Genomic DNA, 19,282 nt, shown 5'->3' on the forward strand with positions numbered 1-19,282 from the left:
CCGCACCACAGCGCACGGGGAACCGCCATGACGACCTTCGACAGCACCAAACGATCGCTGCCCGAGCTGCTCAAGGACATCACCACCGGCAAGATCCAGCTGCCGGACTTCCAGCGCGGCTGGGTGTGGGACGACGACCACGTGCAGAGCCTGCTGGTCAGCATTGCGCGTTCGTTCCCGGTGGGGGCAGTGATGCTGATGGAAACCGGTGGCGAGGTGCAGTTTCAGACGCGGCCGGTGGAGGGGATCGATCCGAAGGGGGTGGGGGCTGAACCCGACCAGTTGATCCTGGACGGGCAGCAGCGGTTGACCAGCCTGACCCAGGCGGTGGGGCTGGAGACCCCGGTGGATACCCGGACCTCCAAGGGCAAGCCGATCAAGCGCCATTACTACTTTGATGTGCGTATGGCGCTGGAAGGGGAGGATCGGCTGGAAGACGCGGTGTTCGCGGTCGACGAGAACCGCCAGACGCGCACCAACTTCGGGCGCGACGTGGAAATCGATCTGTCCACGCGCCAGCTGGAGTGCGAGCGACTGTGCTTCCCCTGTGACCGGATCCTCGACGACTCCGGCTGGCTGCAGGATCTGTTCCGCTACAACCAGGACGCCATGGGCGAGTTCCTGGAGTTCCAGAAGAAGATCCTTAGCGCGTTCTCCGCCTATCAGCTCCCGGTGATCGAGCTGAAGAAGGAGACCTCCAAGGAAGCGGTCTGCCTGGTGTTCGAGAAGGTGAACACCGGCGGGGTGCAGCTTTCGGTATTCGAACTGATCACCGCCAGCTACGCCGCCGAGGGCTACAACCTGCGCGACGACTGGTACGGCTCCGACATTCGCGACGTTCCCTCGCGGCAGGCGCGCCTGGCGCAGCACGAACTGCTGGCCGACGTGGAGAACACGGACCTGCTGCAGGCGGTCACCCTGCTGCACACGCGCGAGCGCAAGCAGGAGGACATCGCCGCCGGAAAGCAGGGCAAGCAGGTGCGTCCGGTGAGCGCGAAGCGGGCCTCGGTGCTGGACCTGCCACTTCCGGCCTACCAGCGATGGGCCGACGCGGTGGAGCAGGGCTTCGTCGAGGCGGCGTACTTCCTCAAGGGCGAGTGCTTCTACAGCCGGCGCGAGCTGCCCTACGCCACGCAGCTGGTGCCGCTGGCCGCGGTGATGACCCTGCTGGGGAACCGTTGGCGCGAGCCGCGCATCCACAACAAGCTCTCCCGCTGGTTCTGGAGCGGTGTGCTGGGCGAACTCTACGGCGGCGCCGTGGAGACCCGCATCGCCCTGGACCTGGAGGAGCTGATGTACTGGTTCGAGGACGACGACGCGCTGCCACGCACCGTGGTGGACGCCTCGTTCGACCCGGCACGCCTCGATACCCTGCGCACCCGCCTGAGTGCGGCGTACAAGGGCATCAACGTGCTGATCCTGCGTGAAGGTGCCCGGGACTTCTTCTGGAAGGGCGATATCCAGGCCCTGGACCAGCAGGGCGTCGAACTGGACATCCACCACATCTTCCCCCGGGCCTGGTGCGATGGCCGGGACATCCCGCCCCGGGTGTACGACTCGATCGTCAACAAGACCCCGATCTCGTTCAAGGCGAACCGGATGATCGGCGGCGATGCGCCCTCGGAGTATCTGCACCGCCTGCAGAACCACGAGCAGGTCCAGCTTGGCGACGCGGATATGGATGCCATCCTTGAGGGCCACCGCATCCCGGTCGACGCTCTGCGCGCGAACGACTTCGATGCCTTCTACCAGCAGCGCAAGCGCCGCCTGCTGGAGATCATCGAGAAGGCCATGGGCAAGAAGGTACTCATGGGCACTGATGAGGGCATCGACACGTACGAAGACGCCATTGCACCGGAAGAGTTCTCTTAACGGGTAGAAACCGGAGCGCTGCCAATGCCGACCTACGGAAACATCCTGCTGCGTCAGGACGGGAGCGTTGCTCTCATGACCGCTCGCCGTTCTGCGTTGGGGGTCACTGGTGGCCGGGACGAGGCTTGGCTGCGCGATCTTCTGGCCGACAATCCGGACTTGCTGCCTATCGAGGAGATCGACCCCTCATTCGCACCTCTGATCCCGCTGTGTACCGAGCTGCAAACCGAGGCTGGCCCGGTGGACGCTGTGTTCATCAGCCCCTCCGGTCGGCTGACGCTGGTGGAGTGCAAGCTGTGGCGCAACCCCGAGGCCCGGCGCAAGGTGATCTCGCAGATCCTGGACTATGCGCGGGCCGTCTCCGGTTGGAGTTACGCCGATCTGCAGCGCCGGGTGGCGGCCGCCACCGGTCGCAAGGGGAATGCACCGTTCGAGACCGCCCGTGAGGTGCAGCCCGATCTGGACGAGGCGGCCTTCGTCGACGCTACAGCCAAAGCGTTGCGGGAGGGGCGCTTTCTGCTTCTGATCGCCGGTGACGGCATCCGCGAAGGCCTCAGCGGCATGGCGGAGCTGATCACCCGCAACGCGGCGCTTGGCTTCAGCTTCGGTCTGGTGGAAGTGGCCCTCTACGAATTCGGCGAGCAGGGCCTGGTGGTGCAGCCTCGAGTCGTGGCGCGGACGGAGACCATCGAACGCACCTTCCTGCGCGTGGGAGATGAGGGAGAGCGCCTTCAGGAAGTGACGGATGATACGGAAGAGGAGGGGGAGCCGGTATCACGCGCCGACGAACGCGCCTGGTGGGAGCCGCTGACCCGGATCAGCTTTGATGATCCCGAGCAGGAACCGCCCGCCTACCGTCCGCGCAACCATGTTCGGGTGCCGATGCCGTATCCAGGGGTCTGGATCACGGCCTTCAAGTTGATGTCCGACGGGGTGTGTGGGGTCTTCCTTGCGGGCAGAAAGACCGATCTCCACCAGGCGCTCGACCGGCTGAACGAGGAGCGCGAGGCGATCCTGGCCGAGCTGCCCGGGGTGTCGCACTCTCGTTACTCGTACGATCCGGAACGACCCGGATTCTCCATCTACGCCGACCTGAACGATTTCGAGACCGACGATGCCTGCCGGGAGTGGTTGTCCCAGCAGCTCAATCGCTACGTGAACGCCTTTCGGCCCCGACTGAAGGCGATGGCCCGGTGAGAGGCACGGTACGCGTGAACCCTATGGAAGCGGAGCGGACATGAGCCGGTATCGAGCGACCGGGCCGGAGGGGAGTGCTGAGCCCGGCTCTGACGGTCGGGTGTTGGCGAACAAGATGGGTATTACCGATCAGCGCGAGCTGGACGAGGCGGAGGCCCAGCTGTTGCGAATGCTGTACGAGGAGGTATTTGCGAACCTGGAGCCAGACCAGCCGCTGGATGTGCCCCTGATCAAGCATTGGCACCGCCGCTGGTTGGGCAACCTCTATGACTGGGCCGGTCAAGAGCGGCAGGTCAACCTGCAGAAGGACGGCTTCATGTTCGCCGCGGCTTCACAAGTCCCGTACCTGCTGAAGGAGCTGGACGAGAAGTGGCTGAAGACGCGGACCCCATGCTGTGACATGGCGCGTGACGAAGCGATCCTCGTGATCGCGGAGATCCATGTGGAGTTGATCCTGATTCACCCGTTCCGGGAGGGGAACGGGCGGATCGCACGCCTTCTCGCTGATGCGATGGCGTATCAGGCGGGTATCGGGCCGATGGACTACAGCGACTGGGATACGAACAAAGCCGAGTATATCGCGGCGATTCACGCCGGGTTGGGCGGCGATTACCAGCCCATGGTCGAACGGGTCAGCCGAGCCGCAGCGATTTGAGGCGCGGGTTGGGTTTGCGCAGCCGGGCTTCAATGGCCTTGCTGGATTCGCCGGTTTCAACCGCCGTCGAGGTCGCGACCGCCCGGATGATGGCCTCACGGCTCACTGGCTTGCGGGACGCTTTTTTGTGGGGTGTTTTCATGGCGAACTCCTCGCAATGCAGGTCTCATTATACGCTTTGGGCCAACTCGTTGCCCATGGTAGGAAGGATGAAGTTGGCACAGTTGCTATGCTGATCCCACAGACCACTGGAGCGCGGTATGGCCGGGCCGGAATACACGGACGTTGAGAAGCCGCTGATCGATCAGCTCGTCGGGCTGGGATGGACGCACCTGGCCGGGTCGGTCGAGGATCCCCGGGCGACCCATCGCGAGAGCTTCGCGCAGGTGGTGATGGAGCCGGTGCTGCGCGAGCGGGTGCGGGCGATCAACCGGCGGGCGGGTGAGCCCTGGCTGGACGAGAAGCGCCTGGATCAGGCGGTGTCTGCGGTTACGCGCATCCCGGCCAGCAAGGTGATGGAGGCGAACCGGCAGGCGACCGAGCTGTTGCTGGGTGGCCTGACCGTGGAGGGCCTGCCGGACTGGGACGGAGGCCGGGGCCAGACCATCCGTCTGATCGACTGGGACGAACCGGCGAACAACCATTTCCTGGTGGTGAACCAGTTCAAGGTGAAGTGCCCGCCCGGGTTCGATGTCGGCAAGGGGCACATCATCCCGGATCTGGTGCTGTTCGTGAACGGCATTCCGCTGGTGGTGGTGGAGTGCAAGAGCCGCACGGTGCCGGAGGGCATCAGCCAGGCGGTGGATCAGCTGCGGCGGTATCACGACCAGCGCTTCCAGGATTTCGAGGTCGAGGAGCATGAGGGCGCGCCGGCGCTGTTCGCGACCAGTCAGCTGCTGGTCGCCAGCAACTTCGACGAGGCGCGCGCGGGCACCGTGAGGGCGGCGTTTGCCCATTACCTGAGCTGGAAGACGGTGGTGCCGCGGCGCGAGTCGGAGGTGGCCGAGGCGCTGGGCGTGGCGGAGCTCTCCGCCCAGCAGCGCCTGGCGGCGGGCATGCTGGCGCCGGATACGCTGCTGGATATCGTGCGCCATTACACACTGTTCATGAACGCGGGCGGGCAGACCATCAAGCTGGTCTGTCGCTATCAGCAGTATCGCGGGGTGACCCGCGCGATCGAACGGCTAAAGACCGGGGCGACCCGGCGCGAAGACGGCGAGGTGGACCGGCGCGGCGGGATCATCTGGCACACCCAGGGCAGCGGCAAGAGCCTGTCGATGGTGTTTCTGGTGCGCAAGCTGCGCACCGACCCGGAGCTGCGCCGCTTCAAGGTGGTGGTCATCACCGACCGCAAGGATCTGCAGGCCCAGCTCTCCGAGACCGCCGCGCTGACCGGGGAGACGGTGGCGACCGCGGCGAATACCACGCGCCTGAAACAGCTGCTGGCCCGGGAGGGGCCGGGGCTGGTGTTCGGCACCATCCAGAAATATCGCGACCCCGACATCGAGGGGGAGGGCGGCGCTGGCGAGGCGCCGGGGAACGCGGCGCAGGATGATCCGCGCAAGGTAGCGGATCCGCCCGGCGAGTACGCGACCCCGGCGGCGCCGAAGCGCAGCGAGCCCTTCGAGGTGCTGAACACCAGCGAGGACATCCTGGTGCTGGTGGACGAGGCGCACCGGACCCAGGCCGGCGACCTGCACGCGAACATGATGCGGGCGCTGCCCAACGCGGCCCGCATCGGTTTCACCGGTACGCCCATCATCATGGGCGAGAAGAAGCGCACGCACGACATCTTCGGCGACTACATCGACCGCTACACCATCAAGGAAGCGGAGCAGGACGGCGCCACTGTGCCGATACTGTACGAGGGGCGCACGGTGAAGGGCGCGATCAAGGACGGGGCCAGTCTGGACGGCCTGTTCGAGGACCTGTTCCGCAGCTACAGCAAGGAAGAGCTGGAGGCGATCAAGAAGAAATACGCCACCAAGGGGCAGATCTTCGAGGCGCCGCAGCTGATCCGCGAGAAGGCCGCGGACATGCTGCGCCACTACGTGACCCACATCCTGCCGAATGGCTACAAGGCCCAGCTGGTCGCCTACAGCCGGCGGGCGGCGGTGCGCTATTTCGAGGCCCTGAACGAGGCCCGGGACGAGCTGTTGCAGGAGGCGATGGCGCTGTCGGTGGAAGACAAGCAGCTGGACGATGCGCAGCTGGTGGCTCGTCCGGAGCGGGTGAAGGCGGCGATCCAGGCCTGGCGTTATCGGGACCTGCTCCGGCGGGTGGAGTTTGCCGTGGTGATCAGCGGCGGCAACAACGACGATGCGGCGTGGGCGCGCTGGACCGACCGCAGCGCGGTGGAGAACCACATCCAGCGCTTCAAGAAGCCGCTGACGCACGACGACCCCGAGAAGGCCGATCCGCTGGCCTTCCTGATCGTGAAATCCATGCTGCTCACCGGCTTCGATGCGCCCATCGAAGGGGTGATGTACCTAGATCGTTCGATTCGCGAGGCGGAGCTGCTGCAGGCGATCGCGCGCGTGAACCGTACCGGCCACCACAAAACCCACGGCATCGTGGTGGACTACTTCGGCGTGGCCAATCACCTCAAGGAGGCCCTGGCGGCCTACAGCGAGGAGGACATCGAGGGCGCCCTGCAGAGCCTGAAGGACGAGATCCCGTTGCTGCGCGATCGTCATCTGCGTGCGGTGGACGTGCTGCGCCAGCAGGGCGTGGAGCGCCTGGAGGACGTGGAAGAGGCCGTGCAGGCCCTGGCGGATGAGCGGGTGCGAGCCGAGTTTACGGTGAAGCTCAAGGAGTTCAGCCAGAGCCTAGATGACGTGCTGCCACGCCCGGAAGGGCTGGAGTTCGTCAACGATGCAAAGCAGCTGGCCCATATCCACGCCCTGGCCCGCAACCGCTACAAGGACGTGCCGTCGCTGGGGCAGGACGTGGGCAACAAGGTGCGCAAGCTGATCGACGACTACGTGATCTCGCTCGGCATGGACCCGCGCATTCCGCCGGTGCAGCTCACCGATGCTGACTTCGAGCGGCACCTGAACCGTCAGGTGGGCGATCGCGCCAAGGCCTCCGAGATGGAGCACGCGGTCCGCTCCCATATCCGAAAGCACCTGGACGAAGACCCGGTGAAGTACGGGCGGCTGAGCGAGCGGCTGGAGGAACTGCTGCAGCAGCTGGATGGCCAGTGGGCGGAGCAGGTCGATGCACTGGAGGGGCTGATCCGGCAGCTGCGGGAGGATGAGCCCGTGGACGGCGAGGCGCTGCCCGGCCTGCCGGCCCACGCCGTCCCGTTCTGGCGTGAACTGGTGCAGAGCACCGGTGCGGACGGCGCTCCGACGGGGGACACCGAAGCGGGGCGGCTGATCCACGTCACCGAGGGGCTGCTTGGGGTGATCCAGGACGAGATCGACGTGCCCGATTTCTGGAAACCGTCCCATATCCCGGACCAGGAGCGGCTGAAGGGCCAGCTGTTCCAGCACCTGGTGGAGCGGGACGTGGTGCCGGTGGAGGAAGTCGAGCCGCTGGTGGAGCGCCTGTTCGATCTGGCGCGGGCCAACCACGACCGCCTGGTCAGCGCATGACGGAGCTACAGGTAGAAGACCTGACCTTCCGGGTGCGGGAGAGCCGGCGCCGCAAGACACTGGAGATCACCGTGGACCGGGATGGCGGGCTGTTCATCGCGGCCCCTGCGGGGACCGACCCGGAGCAGATGCGAACCTTCGTGGTCGAGAAACGCGGGTGGATCTACAAGAAACTCGCGGAAAAGGCCCGGCGCCACCGGCCACTGCCAAGGAAAGAATACGTGGATGGCGAGGGCTTCCTGTACCTCGGGCGCAGCCATCGCCTGAAGACGGTCCCGGCGGCCGCGCAGGCCGCCCCCCTGAAACTCGATGGCGGTCGCTTCCGCATCCGCGAGGATGCCCTGAGCGATGCACGCCGGCATTTCATCCAGTGGTACACCGCGCGGGCGAACGACTGGCTGGGCCGCCAGGTGGATGCCCACGCGCAGCGCCTTGGTCTGTCACCCGCGGGCGTCCGAGTGCAGGACCTCGGGTTCCGCTGGGGCTCCTGCGGTCGGGGCGGCTGGCTCTACTTCCACTGGAAGACCATCCTGCTGCCCCGGAACATTGCCGAATACGTCGCGGTGCACGAGCTGATCCACCTGCACGAGCCCCACCACACCCCCGAGTTCTGGCGCCGCCTCGAACGCGCCATGCCCGACTACGACCAGCGCAAGCGCTGGCTCGCCGAACACGGTATCGAAGTGGAGGGGATCTGAGCCATCCGGGCATCTCTGGTGACGCTCAAACCTCATCTGGGGAAGTCGCCAATGGCTGTACTCCGAGGCGATACCGGGCATGTAGCGGGTACATGCGGCCCCAAGTGGTACAAATCCGGGTACACAAACGAAAAAGGCCAGCCCGAAGGCTGGCCTAAGTCGTTGTTTTGTCTGGCTCCCCGGGACGGGCTCGAACCGCCGACCTAGTGATTAACAGTCACCCGCTCTACCGACTGAGCTACCGGGGAATTAGCCGCGTATCGTATAGCCCGATCCGGGGTCCGTCAAGCGTTTCGGGAGGCGAACTCGCGCAGGCGTTCCAGTGCCTTGTCCAGCATCTCCAGGCTGGTGGCGAAGGACACGCGCAGATGCCCGGGGGCCCCGAACGCGCTGCCCGGGACCAGGGCCACGCCGGCCTCGTCCAGCAGTCGCTCGCCGAGGGCCACGTCGCTGTCGACCCCGGCACGTTCCATCAGGCCGGTGACCCGCGGGAAGCAGTAGAAGGTACCGTCGGGCATGCGGCATTCGATGCCGTCGATGGCGTTGAGGCCGTCCACCACGTGCCGCGCGCGCTGGGCGAACGCCGAGCACATCTGGCGTACGCAGGTCTGGTCGCCGTTGAGGGCGGCTTCGGCGGCCGCCTGGGCGATGGAGGTCGGGTTGGAGGTGCTCTGCGACTGGATCTTCTTCATCGCGCCGATCAGCTCGGCCGGGCCCCCGGCGTAGCCGATGCGCCAGCCGGTCATGGCGTACGCCTTGGACACGCCATTGAGGACGACAGTGCGCTCCAGCAGGTCGGGGGCTGCGTTTACGATGTTCACGAACTCGGTTTCGCCGAAGCGGATGTGTTCGTACATGTCGTCGGTGGCGATGACGATCTGCGGATGGCGCCGCAGCACCTCGGCGAGGGCCTCCAGTTCACCGCGCGAGTAGGCGGCGCCGGTGGGGTTGGAGGGGCTGTTCAGGAAGATCAGCCGGGTGTTGCCGGTGATCGCGGCTTCGAGGGTCTCCGGTCGCAGCTTGAAGCCTTCTTCCTGCGAGGCGCTCACGATGACGGGCCGTGCGCCGGCCAGCATCGCGATGTCGGGGTAGGAGACCCAGTAGGGGGCCGGCACGATCACTTCGTCACCCGGATTGAGCAGGGCCTGGCACAGGTTGAAGATACTCTGCTTGCCGCCGGAGGAGACCAGGATTTGCCCGGGAGTGAACGTGAGCTCGTTATCACGTTCAAACTTGCGGATGATGGCGTCCTTCAGACCGGCCGTGCCGTCGACCGCGGTGTACTTGGTCTCACCGCGGGCAAGCGCATCAATCGCCGCCTGCTTGATATGCTCCGGCGTATCGAAGTCCGGCTCGCCGGCCCCCAGCCCCACGATGTCGCGGCCTTCGGCGCGCAGCCGGGCGGCCAGGGCCGTAACGGCCAGGGTGGGGGAGGGCTGGATGCGCTGTACACGATCGGATAGCTGGATTTCCAAGGGACTGCCTCGATGTGGATGGGGTCGAGCAGGCGGAGAGGCCGACCGGCTCGCGGCCCGAAATGATACTGAAATCAGACGCGGAGGATAAGCGGTTGGCGGAACATGAAGATGGAACGTTCCGGGTGGTATCGAAATACCAGCCGGCGGGGGACCAGCCCCAGGCCATTCGCGAACTGACCCGGGGCATCGAAGACGGCCTGGCGCACCAGGTCCTGCTGGGCGTGACGGGTTCGGGCAAGACCTTCACCGTCGCCAACGTGGTGGAGAACCTGCAGCGCCCGACGATCGTGCTGGCGCCCAACAAGACGCTGGCCGCGCAGCTCTACGGCGAGTTCAAGGAGTTCTTCCCCAACAACGCGGTGGAGTATTTCGTTTCGTATTACGACTACTACCAGCCGGAGGCCTACGTCCCGTCCTCGGATACGTATATCGAGAAGGACGCGTCAATTAACGACCACATCGAGCAGATGCGCCTGTCGGCCACGCGCGCGCTGCTGGAACGCCGCGATGCCATCATCGTCGCCTCGGTCTCGGCCATCTACGGCCTGGGCGACCCGCGCAAGTATCTGTCCATGGTGCTGCACCTCAAGCGCGGCGAGCGCATCGACCAGCGCGACCTGCTGCGGCGCCTGGCCGAACTGCAGTACACCCGCAACGACACCGAACTGCGCCGCGCGACCTACCGGGTGCGCGGCGAGGTGATCGACATCCATCCGGCGGAATCCGAACGCGAGGCGGTACGCATTGAGCTGTTCGATGACGAGATCGAGCGGCTGTCGTACTTCGACCCGCTGACCGGCGAGGTGTCGGGCACGGTGCCGCGCCTGACGATCTACCCCAAGACCCACTACGTCACCCCCCGCGAGACCCTGCTGGAGGCGGTGGACAAGATCCGCGACGAGCTGAAGGAGCGCCTGGATTTCCTGCGCCAGGAGAACCGGCTGGTGGAGGCCCAGCGCCTGGAACAGCGCACCCAGTTCGATCTGGAGATGATCCTGGAGATCGGCTACTGCAACGGGATCGAGAACTACTCGCGCTATCTCTCCGGACGCGCGCCGGGCGAGCCGCCGCCGACCTTCTTCGACTACCTGCCCGAAGACGCCTTGCTGGTGATCGACGAGTCGCACGTGTCGGTGCCGCAGGTAGGCGGGATGTTCAAGGGTGACCGTTCGCGCAAGGAGACCCTGGTGGAGTACGGCTTCCGCCTGCCGTCGGCGCTGGACAACCGGCCGATGCGCTTCGAGGAATTCGAGCAGCTGATGCCGCAGACCATCCACGTCTCGGCCACGCCGGGGCCGTACGAGCGCGAGCACGCCGGCGCCATCATCGACCAGGTGGTACGGCCCACCGGGCTGCTGGACCCGGAACTGGAGGTGCGCCCGGTGGCTTCCCAGGTGGACGACTGCCTGTCCGAGATCCGCGACCGGGTGGAGCGCGACGAACGCACCCTGATCACCACGCTGACCAAGCGCATGGCCGAGGATCTGACCGACTACCTGTCGGAGCACGGCGTGCGCGTGCGTTACCTGCACTCGGATATCGACACGGTCGAGCGCATGGAGATCATCCGCGACCTGCGTCTGGGCGAATTCGACGTGCTGGTGGGGATCAACCTGCTGCGCGAGGGCCTGGACATGCCCGAGGTCTCGCTGGTGGCGATCTTCGACGCCGACAAGGAGGGCTTCCTGCGCTCCGACCGCTCGCTGATCCAGACGATCGGCCGCGCGGCGCGCAACGTGCGCGGCAAGGCGATCCTGTACGCGGACACCATCACCGGCTCGATGCGCCGCGCGATCGACGAGACCGAACGCCGCCGCGCCCGCCAGATCGAGCACAACGAGGCCCACGGAATCACGCCCGAAGGCATCCACAAGAGCGTGGCGGATATCCTCGAGGCCGGGCAGGCCGCGCCCGGCACCCGGCGCAAGTCCGGCGAGCGCAAGGGCGCGGACAAGAAGGTGGCCGAGGAGGCCGCCGACTACGTCGACGCGCCACAGAATGCGGCGCGCGAGATCGAGCGTCTGGAACAGGAGATGTTCCAGAAGGCGCGCGACCTGGAGTTCGAGGAGGCGGCGCGTCTGCGCGACCGCATCGAGAAGCTCAAGGCCCTCGCTTTCCTGCCCGAGGCCTCGCTATCCTGATGCGCCCCTGACACCCCGGACCCGCCCATGCGCACACAGGATCCCCGCCCGCCCGGCGTGGTCATGCTCGACCTCGTCGGCACCGAACTGACCACCGAAGACCGCGAACGCCTTCAGCACCCCGCGACCGGCGGGGTGATCCTGTTCGACCGCAATGTCGGCGGGCCCGAACAGGTGCGCGCCCTGACCGGCGCGATCCGCCGTGAGCGCCCCGAACTGCTGATCGCGGTGGATCAGGAAGGAGGGCGGGTACAGCGCCTGCGCGAGGGCTTCACCCGCTTCCCGCCGATGCGCAGCCTCGGGGAGCTGCATGACCAGGTGCCGACACGGGCGCGCGAACTGGCCCGTGCCGCCGGCGAACTGCTTGCCCTGGAGCTGCAGTCGGTGGGCATCGATTTCAGCTTTACGCCAGTGCTGGACCGGGATCTGGAGATCAGCGAAGTCATCGGCGACCGTGCATTTCATGACGATCCCGCGGTGATCGCGGAACTCGGGCTGGCATTCGTACGCGGTCTGACCGCCGCCGGCATGGCCTCGGTGGGCAAGCATTTCCCCGGACACGGGGCCGTGGCCGCAGACTCGCACGTGGCCGTGCCGGAGGATCCGCGCCCGCTGGCCGAGATCGAGGCCGGAGATATCGAGGCATTCCGGCCACTGACAGGGCATCTGGAAGGGATGATGCCGGCGCATGTAGTGTATTCCGCTGTGGATGCACGGCCCGCCGGATTCTCCCGTACCTGGCTTCAGGCCATCCTGCGCCGTGAGACGGGCTTCCAGGGGGCGATCTTCTCCGACGACCTCGCGATGGCCGGCGCCGAAACCATGGGCTCGCCCGCCGAGCGGGCGGACGCAGCCCTGGAGGCGGGCTGCGACATGATCCTGATCTGCAATCGCCCGCAGGAGGCCGATACAATCCTCGATCACCTGCGCGAACACCAGCAGAATGCCGACACCCGGGCGCGCCTGCGGCGCATGCACGCCCGGGCCGTGGAGAGCGATCCGCGCCGTCGCGAGGCCCTGCGCGTCCAGCTGCACGCCTGGCTGGAAGCGGGCCATGCAAGCCCGACGAAGGGTTCCTGACCGCAGCGTTTGCCGCCCCGTTGGCGCCGGGCTACCGACCCGCCTATAATGCGCCACCGGTTCGACACTGAGCTGCTAATAATATACTTAACCAATCCCACAATGATGGAGAATCGTCATGGCCGATAAGCTCATGATCGTCATGGTCAACACCGACCCGAACAATCCGTCCGAACTCGGCGCCCCGTTCTTCCAGGCCACCGTGGCCGCCGCCATGGAATACGACGTCGAGGTCGTGATGACCGGCCGTGCCGGCGAACTGGCCAAGAAGGGCGTGGCCGAGAACCTGTTCGTGCAGGAAGGCAGCAGCAAGAGCGTCTACGACTTCATCAAGGACGCCCACGAAGCCGGCGTCGTGCTGAAGGTCTGCACCCCGACGCTGGACCTGTGGGGCAACGACCTGATCGACGAAGTCGAGGAAACCGTGGGCGGCGCCTACGTGATCTCCGAGGCGATGGACGACGACACCGTCACCTTCACCTACTGAGGCGAAGCGACGGAATCCGTCGAGTGACCGGCCGGCCCCAGCGTCGGCCGGTCCTGTTTCGGGGCGGGGCATTCGCCACGCCCGCAGGCCGGGACTCCGCTTCCGGCCCCAGACGACCGGGGACCCGCATGAATCCCGAACAGGCACGTGCCACGCTCCGCGACGCCGACTGTCTGTACAGCCGTGACGCGGTGGAAACCGCCATCGACCGACTGGCCGAACGCACCGCGCATCAACTGGCGGACGAGAACCCGCTGGTGCTGGGCGTGATGAACGGCGGAGTGGTCCTGCTGGGCGGGCTGCTCACCCGCTGGTCCTTCCCCATGCAGGTCGATTACCTGCACGCTACCCGCTATCGCGGCGCCACGCGCGGCGAGGAACAGCTGCACTGGCTGTCCCTGCCGCACCAGTCCATGCAGGGACGCACCGTCGTGATCGTCGACGACATCCTCGACGGCGGCATCACCCTGGCCGGCATCCAGAACTTCTGCCGGGAGCAGGGCGCCCGTCGCCTGGTCACCATCGTGCTGGTGGACAAGGCCAACCCCGAGCGGGACCCGTCGATTACGGCCGACCATGCCGCCCTCGAAGCGCCGAACCGCTATCTGTTCGGCTACGGGATGGACTACCAGGACTATCTGCGCAACGCGCCCGGCATATTTGCCGTGGCCGAAAACTGAGACACCATACCCGACCAGCGAATCACGAGAGCGCGCGATGACCGCACCCCGACTGGCCATCATTGGCGGCACCGGACTGACCCGACTGAAGGACCTGGAGATCACCCACCGTCGGGTGATGCACACGCCGTATGGCGAACCCTCCGGCCCGCTGGTGTTCGGACACCTCAACGGCATTGAGACGGTGTTCCTGCCGCGGCACGGGGCGCGTCACACCATCCCGCCACATCAGGTGAACTATCGCGCCAATGTCTGGGCCCTGCACAACACCGGGGTCGAGGCCGCCATCGCGGTGGCGGCGGTCGGCGGCATAACCGAATGCATGCAGCCGGGGCAGCTGGCAATCCCCGACCAGATCATCGACTACACCTGGTCGCGCGCGAACACCTATTTCGAAGGTGGCCACCTGGACGAGGTCACCCATGTAGACATGACCTGGCCGTACTGTCCCGAGGTTCGCGAAAAACTTCTGAACGCAGCCGGCGAGCTGGAACTACCTGTCTGCGAGCAGGGGACCTACGGTGCTACCCAGGGACCGAGGCTCGAAACCGCGGCGGAGATCGACCGCATGGAACGAGACGGCTGTGACCTGGTGGGGATGACCGGCATGCCGGAAACGGCTCTGGCTCGGGAGCTGGGCCTCAGTTATGCGGCCTGTGCGGTGATTGCCAACCGTGCCGCCGGGCGCAGCAAGGGCGAGATCACCATGGACGAGATCGGGCGCAATCTGGAAACCGGGATGGAGCAGGTCAAACGTCTTCTTGCTCGCGTGATCGCGAGTCTCGACTGAAGGGGTGCACGCAGACGAGCGTGCTTCTCCGTCCATCTACACGATTTAACATAATATTCATTATGCGACATTACATGGACACAGGAAGGAATCGGTTTACGCGATACGCTGATTACGCGCCGTGTCGTCAGTCGCGGGTGGCGATGTCGATGCCCTCGCCCATGACGTCCACGAGGAAGTCGATCTGCTCCTCGGTGATCACGTAGGGGGGCATGAGATAGGAGACATTGCCCAGCGGGCGCAGCAGCGCTCCCCGGGTCAGACCGTGCCGGTAGATGTCGAGCCCCCGCCGTTCCTGCCACGGATACGGGGTCCGGCTGGCCTTGTCCTGCACCAGCTCGACCGCGGCGATCATGCCGTGCTGGCGCACGTCGGCCACGTGCGGGTGATCATTGAGCGGCTCCAGGCGGCGCGCGATGTGCGTGGCCAGCTCGCGATTGCGCTCCAGCACCGGTTCGGACTCGAAGATGTCCAGCGTTGCCAGCGCGGCCCGGCAGGCCAGCGGATTCCCGGTGTAGGAATGCGAGTGCAGGAACATGTTGAGCTTTTCGTAATCGTCGTAGAACGCCTGATAGACCCTATCGGTGGTCAGCAGCGCGGCCATCGGCAGATAACCGCCGGTCAGCCCCTTGGACAGGCACAGGAAGTCGGGCGTGATCGGCCCCTGCTCGCAGGCGAACAGGGTCCCGGTACGGCCGAAGCCCACCGCGATCTCGTCGGCGATCAGGTGCACGCCATGGCGGTCGCAAGCCTCGCGCAGCAGGCGCAGGTATTCCGGGTCGAACATGCGCATGTGACCGGCGCACTGCACCAGCGGCTCGACGATGACCGCGGCGACCTCGTGGGCGTGGCGTTCCAGCGCCTGTTCCATGTGCGCGAACTGGCGGCGCGCCACATCGGCGCAGTCCTCGCCCGGCTCGCGGTGAAAGCAGTCGGGGCCCGGGACATTGATCACGTCCAGCATCAGCGACTCGTAGGTGTGCCGGTACAGCGGCACGTCACTGACCGAGAGGGCCCCGATGGTCTCCCCGTGATAGGCGTTGGAGACCCCGATGAAGCGGGTTTTCTGCGGCTGGCCGACATTGCGCCAGTAGTGGAAACTCATCTTGAGCGCCGCTTCCACGCCGGCCGAGCCGTTATCGGCCAGGAACACCCGGTCGAGGCCCGCCGGCGTGATGTCGATCAGGCGTTCGCTCAGCTCCACCACCGGTTCATGGGTGCAGCCGGCCAGGATCACGTGCTCCAGGCGGTCGACCTGGTCCTTTAGCGCGTCGTTGATGCGCGGATTGGCGTGGCCGAACAGGTTCACCCACCACGAGCTGATCGCGTCGAGGTAACGGTTGCCGTCGAAATCGTACAGCCACACGCCCTCGCCCCGCTCGATCGGCAGCAGGGGAAGCGTGCCCTCCTCCCCGTAATCCTTCATCTGGGTACAGGGATGCCACAGGGCACGTAGGTCCCGCCGGCGTACGTCTTCGTTGCTCATGGATCAGACCCCGTGGCCGGCCTTCATCGCCTCGAATTCGTCCTCGAAGAAGAATTTCTCTTCACCGAAAGCCGGTTTCAGCTGATTCAGCCAGGTGGCGTTCTCGTCGTAGCGGGCAAAGAACGGACGCTGCACCCAGTCCGGGTTGCGACCCTGGATGAAGCGCAGCACGAAGACCTTCTCCCCGTGGATCTCGGTGACCCCCTGGATCTCCACCTTGCCCGGATCGGCGCTCATGGATGGCCCGCGCGCGGTGCGAGCCAGCCCCGAGACCTGCTGCATCGCCTCGCGGTAGATCTCCCATGCACGCGCCAGCGGCACCTCGAAGTAGCGCCGGGCGCCGGTGTCACGTTCCACGAACATATAGTACGGAATGATCCCGAGCCGCACCTGCTCGCGCCACAGATCGGCCCAGGCCTGCGCGTCGTCGTTGATGTGGCGCAGCAGCGGCCCCTGAGCACGGATCTCGGCGCCGGTGTCACGCACCCGGCGAATCGCCTCGCGGGCGATCGGCGTGCGCAGCTCGTTGGGATGGTTGTAATGCGCCATGAGCGCCACGTGCTTGCCGCCCTCGACCAGCTGTTCCAGCAGCCGCAGCAGGTCATCGGCATCACTTTCGGTCACGAAACGGTAGGGCCAGAAGGACAGCGCCTTGGTCCCGATCCGCACCGTCTGGACATGCTCCAGCCCGGGTTCCAGCAGAGCTTCGAGATAGCCGCGCAGGTTCCTGGTTTTCATGACCATCGGATCGCCACCGGTCATCAGAAGATCGGAGATCGCCGGGTGCTGGCGCAAGTACTGGTGCAGCAGATCGGCATCGGTGGAGGCGATGCGCAGTTCCTTGTCCCCCACGAACTGGGCCCAGCGGAAGCAGAAGGTGCAGTACGAATGGCAGGTCTGTCCCTGACTGGGGAAGAACAGCACCGTCTCGCGATACTTGTGCTGCAGGCCGTTCATGACCTCGCCGTCATCCTCGCTGGGCCGGTTCAGTTCCATCTGGCCGGCCGGATGCGGGTTCAGCTCATCCCGCAGCTCCTTCGCCAGGGCCGCGATCTCCTTGCGCTCGGCCCCGCGGCGATGCAGCGCAGCCATCCGCTCGTAGGCCTCCGGGGACAGCATCTCCCGCTGCGGGAAGGTGAGCTGGAACATCGGGTCGTCCGGGATATTGTCCCAGTCGATCAGCTCGTCGATCACGTACTCGTTGATCCGGAATGGCAGCACGCTGGCCACCACGCGCATGTCGAAACGCATGGCCTCGGGGACACGCTCGAGGGCTTCGATCCGGTCCAGGTTGCGATCGTTGTAGACCTTGAAGTCACGTGGCTCGATCGAGCCGGCTTCCGGGTCCTGGTAGAACTTGAGAACGGAATTCATCCGTGCCTCCTGTCGACGGTCGATGCGCCCGCTCCGGCCCCCGGGCCGTCGCGATCGTGGGAATTACGGTTACTTCGGGACCGAGGCGGTCACACGGCGGGCCTTCGGGGCGAGGGCTGCCGCCTCGGTGGTGAGCGGCGTCAGGGAAACAGCGACGCGTACGTTATCAAGCACCTCGCGGGCGGACAAGAGATTTCGCGTGACTCTCAGGTTACCACCCCTGCGGCAGTGTGGGTTACCCTCGCCGAACCTGAAAGGAGGGCGTCATGCACCCGGAATTCCCCCACAAGGACATCATTCACCTCAACCATGCCGCGGTCGGACCGTGGCCCCGGCGCACCGCCGAAGCGGTCGAGGCCTTCGCCCGCGAGAACCTGCATTACGGCTCGCGGGGTTATGGACGCTGGCTGGAAACCATCGCCGCCACACGGGAGCTGGCGCGGCAACTGATCGGTGCACCCGAGGCGGAAGACGTGGCCTTCGTGAAGAACACCTCGGAGGCGCTGTCCATGGTGGCCTTCGGTCTGCCCTGGCAACCGGGGCAGAACATCGTGATTCCCGAGGGGGAGTTTCCCTCCAACCGCGTGGTATGGCACGCCGCTGCCCAACGTTACGACCTGGAAGTCCGGGAGGTCGCCATCGGCGAGGAGCCCGAGCTGGATCTGCTGCGGGCCTGCGACCAAGCCACGGCCCTGGTGTCCGCGAGTGCGGTGCGCTATGACTCGGGCCTGCGCATGGACGTTCAGTTCCTCGGCAACGAGCTGCACGGGCGCGGCATCCTGTTCTGCGTGGATGCCATCCAGCATCTGGGCGCCCTGCCCTTTGACGCCCCGGGATGCCGTGCGGATTTTGTGATGGCCGACGCGCACAAGTGGATGCTGGCTCCGGAAGGCATCGGTCTGTTCTACGTCAATCCGGAGGTCCGTGATCGCCTGCAGCTGAACGAATACGGCTGGCACATGCTCGAGCACGCCGGCGACTTCGACAACCCCGCGCTGACGCCCTCGCCCGGCGCCCGGCGTTTCGAGCCCGGCAGCCCCAACATGCTGGGCATCCAGGCGCTCCACGGCAGTCTTTCACTGTTGCTGGAAACCGGCATGGACCGGGTGGACGAAGAGATCCGGGAGCACTGGCTGCATCTCGAGGATCGCCTGCGCGGACTGGGCTGCGAGATCCTCAGTGCCCGCCACCGCCGCGCCGGCATCCTGACCTTCCGCCCCTCCGCGGGCCTGCTGGGGGATACCCCGCTGGAGACCGTCTACCACCGGCTGCAGGCGGACGGCATCCTGTGCGCCATGCGCGGCGGCGGGATCCGTTTCTCCCCGCATTTCTACCACGAGACCGCGGATCTGGACCGCGCGGTGGAGGGGCTGCGCGAGGCCCTGCCGGGCGGGTAAGACCGTTCAGAAGGTGTGGGTTTTGCGATCCGAATTGAGCATGCCGCCCAGGTGATCCTCGATCCGGCGGCGGGTCTGCCCCTTGTCGGAGGTGTTGAACTGGACTCCGATACCGCGCAGGCGGTTGCCCTGGGCCCGTGGCGGGGTGATCCAAACCACCGTACAGGGCGTTGGCAGGCGATCACCGTCCTCCAGCAGCGACAGCAGCAGGAAGACCTGATCACCCAGCTTGTACGACTTGTCGGTGGGAATGAACAGCCCCCCGTTGCTCACAAAGGGCATGTACGCCGCATACAGCGCGGGTTTTTCCTTGATTGCCAAGGTCAGCATCCCTTGCCCGGCCATGAG

The 19,282-nt window shown here is 65.9% G+C and carries 16 protein-coding genes and 1 tRNA gene; 11 read left to right on the forward strand and 6 right to left on the reverse strand.

Translation table 11 applies throughout. The annotated features are described in order from the left end of the window. Positions 1-27 precede the first annotated feature (27 nt). The 3 genes from D577_RS0102415 to D577_RS0102425 are packed head-to-tail and all read left to right on the forward strand — an operon-like array spanning position 28 to position 3,724. Complete coding sequence (locus D577_RS0102415) at positions 28-1,872, forward strand: DUF262 domain-containing protein (RefSeq protein WP_018945998.1); 1,845 nt, start codon at positions 28-30, stop codon at positions 1,870-1,872. A 24-nt stretch (positions 1,873-1,896) separates the two neighbouring features. Next, positions 1,897-3,069, forward strand: a complete 1,173-nt coding sequence (locus tag D577_RS0102420) for a hypothetical protein (RefSeq protein WP_018945999.1) — start codon at positions 1,897-1,899, stop codon at positions 3,067-3,069. 40 nt (positions 3,070-3,109) lie between these two features. Then, positions 3,110-3,724, forward strand: coding sequence for a Fic family protein (locus D577_RS0102425; protein WP_018946000.1), 615 nt, complete (start codon positions 3,110-3,112; stop codon positions 3,722-3,724). Here D577_RS0102425 and D577_RS14330 read toward each other — a convergent pair. Further along, positions 3,702-3,866 (reverse strand): hypothetical protein, encoded by a 165-nt coding sequence (locus D577_RS14330; RefSeq protein WP_167539477.1) that lies wholly within the window; start codon positions 3,864-3,866, stop codon positions 3,702-3,704. The two genes, D577_RS0102425 and D577_RS14330, sit on opposite strands and share 23 nt — an antisense overlap. 118 nt (positions 3,867-3,984) lie before the next feature. On the opposite strand from D577_RS14330, the gene D577_RS0102435 reads away from it, so the two are divergent. Next, positions 3,985-7,323, forward strand: a complete 3,339-nt coding sequence (locus tag D577_RS0102435) for a type I restriction endonuclease subunit R (RefSeq protein ID WP_018946002.1) — start codon at positions 3,985-3,987, stop codon at positions 7,321-7,323. Next, positions 7,320-8,021 (forward strand): M48 family metallopeptidase, encoded by a 702-nt coding sequence (locus tag D577_RS0102440; protein ID WP_018946003.1) that lies wholly within the window; start codon positions 7,320-7,322, stop codon positions 8,019-8,021. The genes D577_RS0102435 and D577_RS0102440 overlap by 4 nt, the downstream gene beginning before the upstream one ends. Positions 8,022-8,193: 172 nt before the next feature. Here D577_RS0102440 and D577_RS0102445 read toward each other — a convergent pair. Both D577_RS0102445 and D577_RS0102450 read right to left on the reverse strand, forming a co-directional pair. Next, a tRNA-Asn gene (locus tag D577_RS0102445) sits at positions 8,194-8,269 on the reverse strand. A 36-nt stretch (positions 8,270-8,305) separates the two neighbouring features. Then, positions 8,306-9,496, reverse strand: coding sequence for a pyridoxal phosphate-dependent aminotransferase (locus D577_RS0102450; protein WP_018946004.1), 1,191 nt, complete (start codon positions 9,494-9,496; stop codon positions 8,306-8,308). Between the two features lie 62 nt (positions 9,497-9,558). Here D577_RS0102450 and uvrB point away from each other — a divergent pair, with 62 nt between their 5' ends. The 5 genes from uvrB (at position 9,559) to D577_RS0102475 (ending at position 14,677) form a co-directional block, all read left to right on the forward strand. Then, the gene (uvrB, locus tag D577_RS0102455; protein ID WP_051073607.1) at positions 9,559-11,640 is read left to right on the forward strand and encodes an excinuclease ABC subunit UvrB; all 2,082 of its coding nucleotides are present in this window, start codon (positions 9,559-9,561) and stop codon (positions 11,638-11,640) included. 27 nt (positions 11,641-11,667) lie between these two features. Next, positions 11,668-12,720 carry a beta-N-acetylhexosaminidase gene (gene nagZ / locus D577_RS0102460; protein ID WP_018946006.1) on the forward strand — a complete coding sequence of 351 codons (1,053 nt, stop codon included), beginning with the start codon at positions 11,668-11,670 and terminating at the stop codon, positions 12,718-12,720. Positions 12,721-12,838: 118 nt separating this feature from the next. Beyond that, entirely contained in the window at positions 12,839-13,207 is a 369-nt protein-coding gene (locus tag D577_RS0102465; protein ID WP_018946007.1) for a DsrE/DsrF/DrsH-like family protein, read from the forward strand. Between the two features lie 128 nt (positions 13,208-13,335). Next, entirely contained in the window at positions 13,336-13,887 is a 552-nt protein-coding gene (locus D577_RS0102470; RefSeq protein WP_018946008.1) for a hypoxanthine-guanine phosphoribosyltransferase, read from the forward strand. 37 nt (positions 13,888-13,924) lie between these two features. After that, the gene (locus D577_RS0102475; RefSeq protein ID WP_018946009.1) at positions 13,925-14,677 is read left to right on the forward strand and encodes an S-methyl-5'-thioinosine phosphorylase; all 753 of its coding nucleotides are present in this window, start codon (positions 13,925-13,927) and stop codon (positions 14,675-14,677) included. A 127-nt stretch (positions 14,678-14,804) separates the two neighbouring features. Here D577_RS0102475 and D577_RS0102480 read toward each other — a convergent pair whose 3' ends face one another. Both D577_RS0102480 and D577_RS0102485 read right to left on the reverse strand, forming a co-directional pair. Then, positions 14,805-16,163 (reverse strand): adenosylmethionine--8-amino-7-oxononanoate transaminase, encoded by a 1,359-nt coding sequence (locus D577_RS0102480; protein ID WP_018946010.1) that lies wholly within the window; start codon positions 16,161-16,163, stop codon positions 14,805-14,807. Positions 16,164-16,166: 3 nt separating this feature from the next. After that, complete coding sequence (locus D577_RS0102485) at positions 16,167-17,537, reverse strand: KamA family radical SAM protein (protein WP_018946011.1); 1,371 nt, start codon at positions 17,535-17,537, stop codon at positions 16,167-16,169. 266 nt (positions 17,538-17,803) lie between these two features. On the opposite strand from D577_RS0102485, the gene D577_RS0102490 reads away from it, so the two are divergent. Continuing rightward, entirely contained in the window at positions 17,804-18,934 is a 1,131-nt protein-coding gene (locus tag D577_RS0102490; RefSeq protein ID WP_018946012.1) for an aminotransferase class V-fold PLP-dependent enzyme, read from the forward strand. 6 nt (positions 18,935-18,940) lie between these two features. Here the strand turns inward: D577_RS0102490 and D577_RS0102495 are convergent, their stop codons facing one another. Then, the gene (locus tag D577_RS0102495; RefSeq protein WP_024328801.1) at positions 18,941-19,279 is read right to left on the reverse strand and encodes a PilZ domain-containing protein; all 339 of its coding nucleotides are present in this window, start codon (positions 19,277-19,279) and stop codon (positions 18,941-18,943) included. Positions 19,280-19,282 lie beyond the last annotated feature (3 nt).

It is taken from the genome of Thioalkalivibrio sp. AKL17, assembly GCF_000377885.1.
Lineage (GTDB): Bacteria > Pseudomonadota > Gammaproteobacteria > Ectothiorhodospirales > Ectothiorhodospiraceae > Thioalkalivibrio > Thioalkalivibrio halophilus.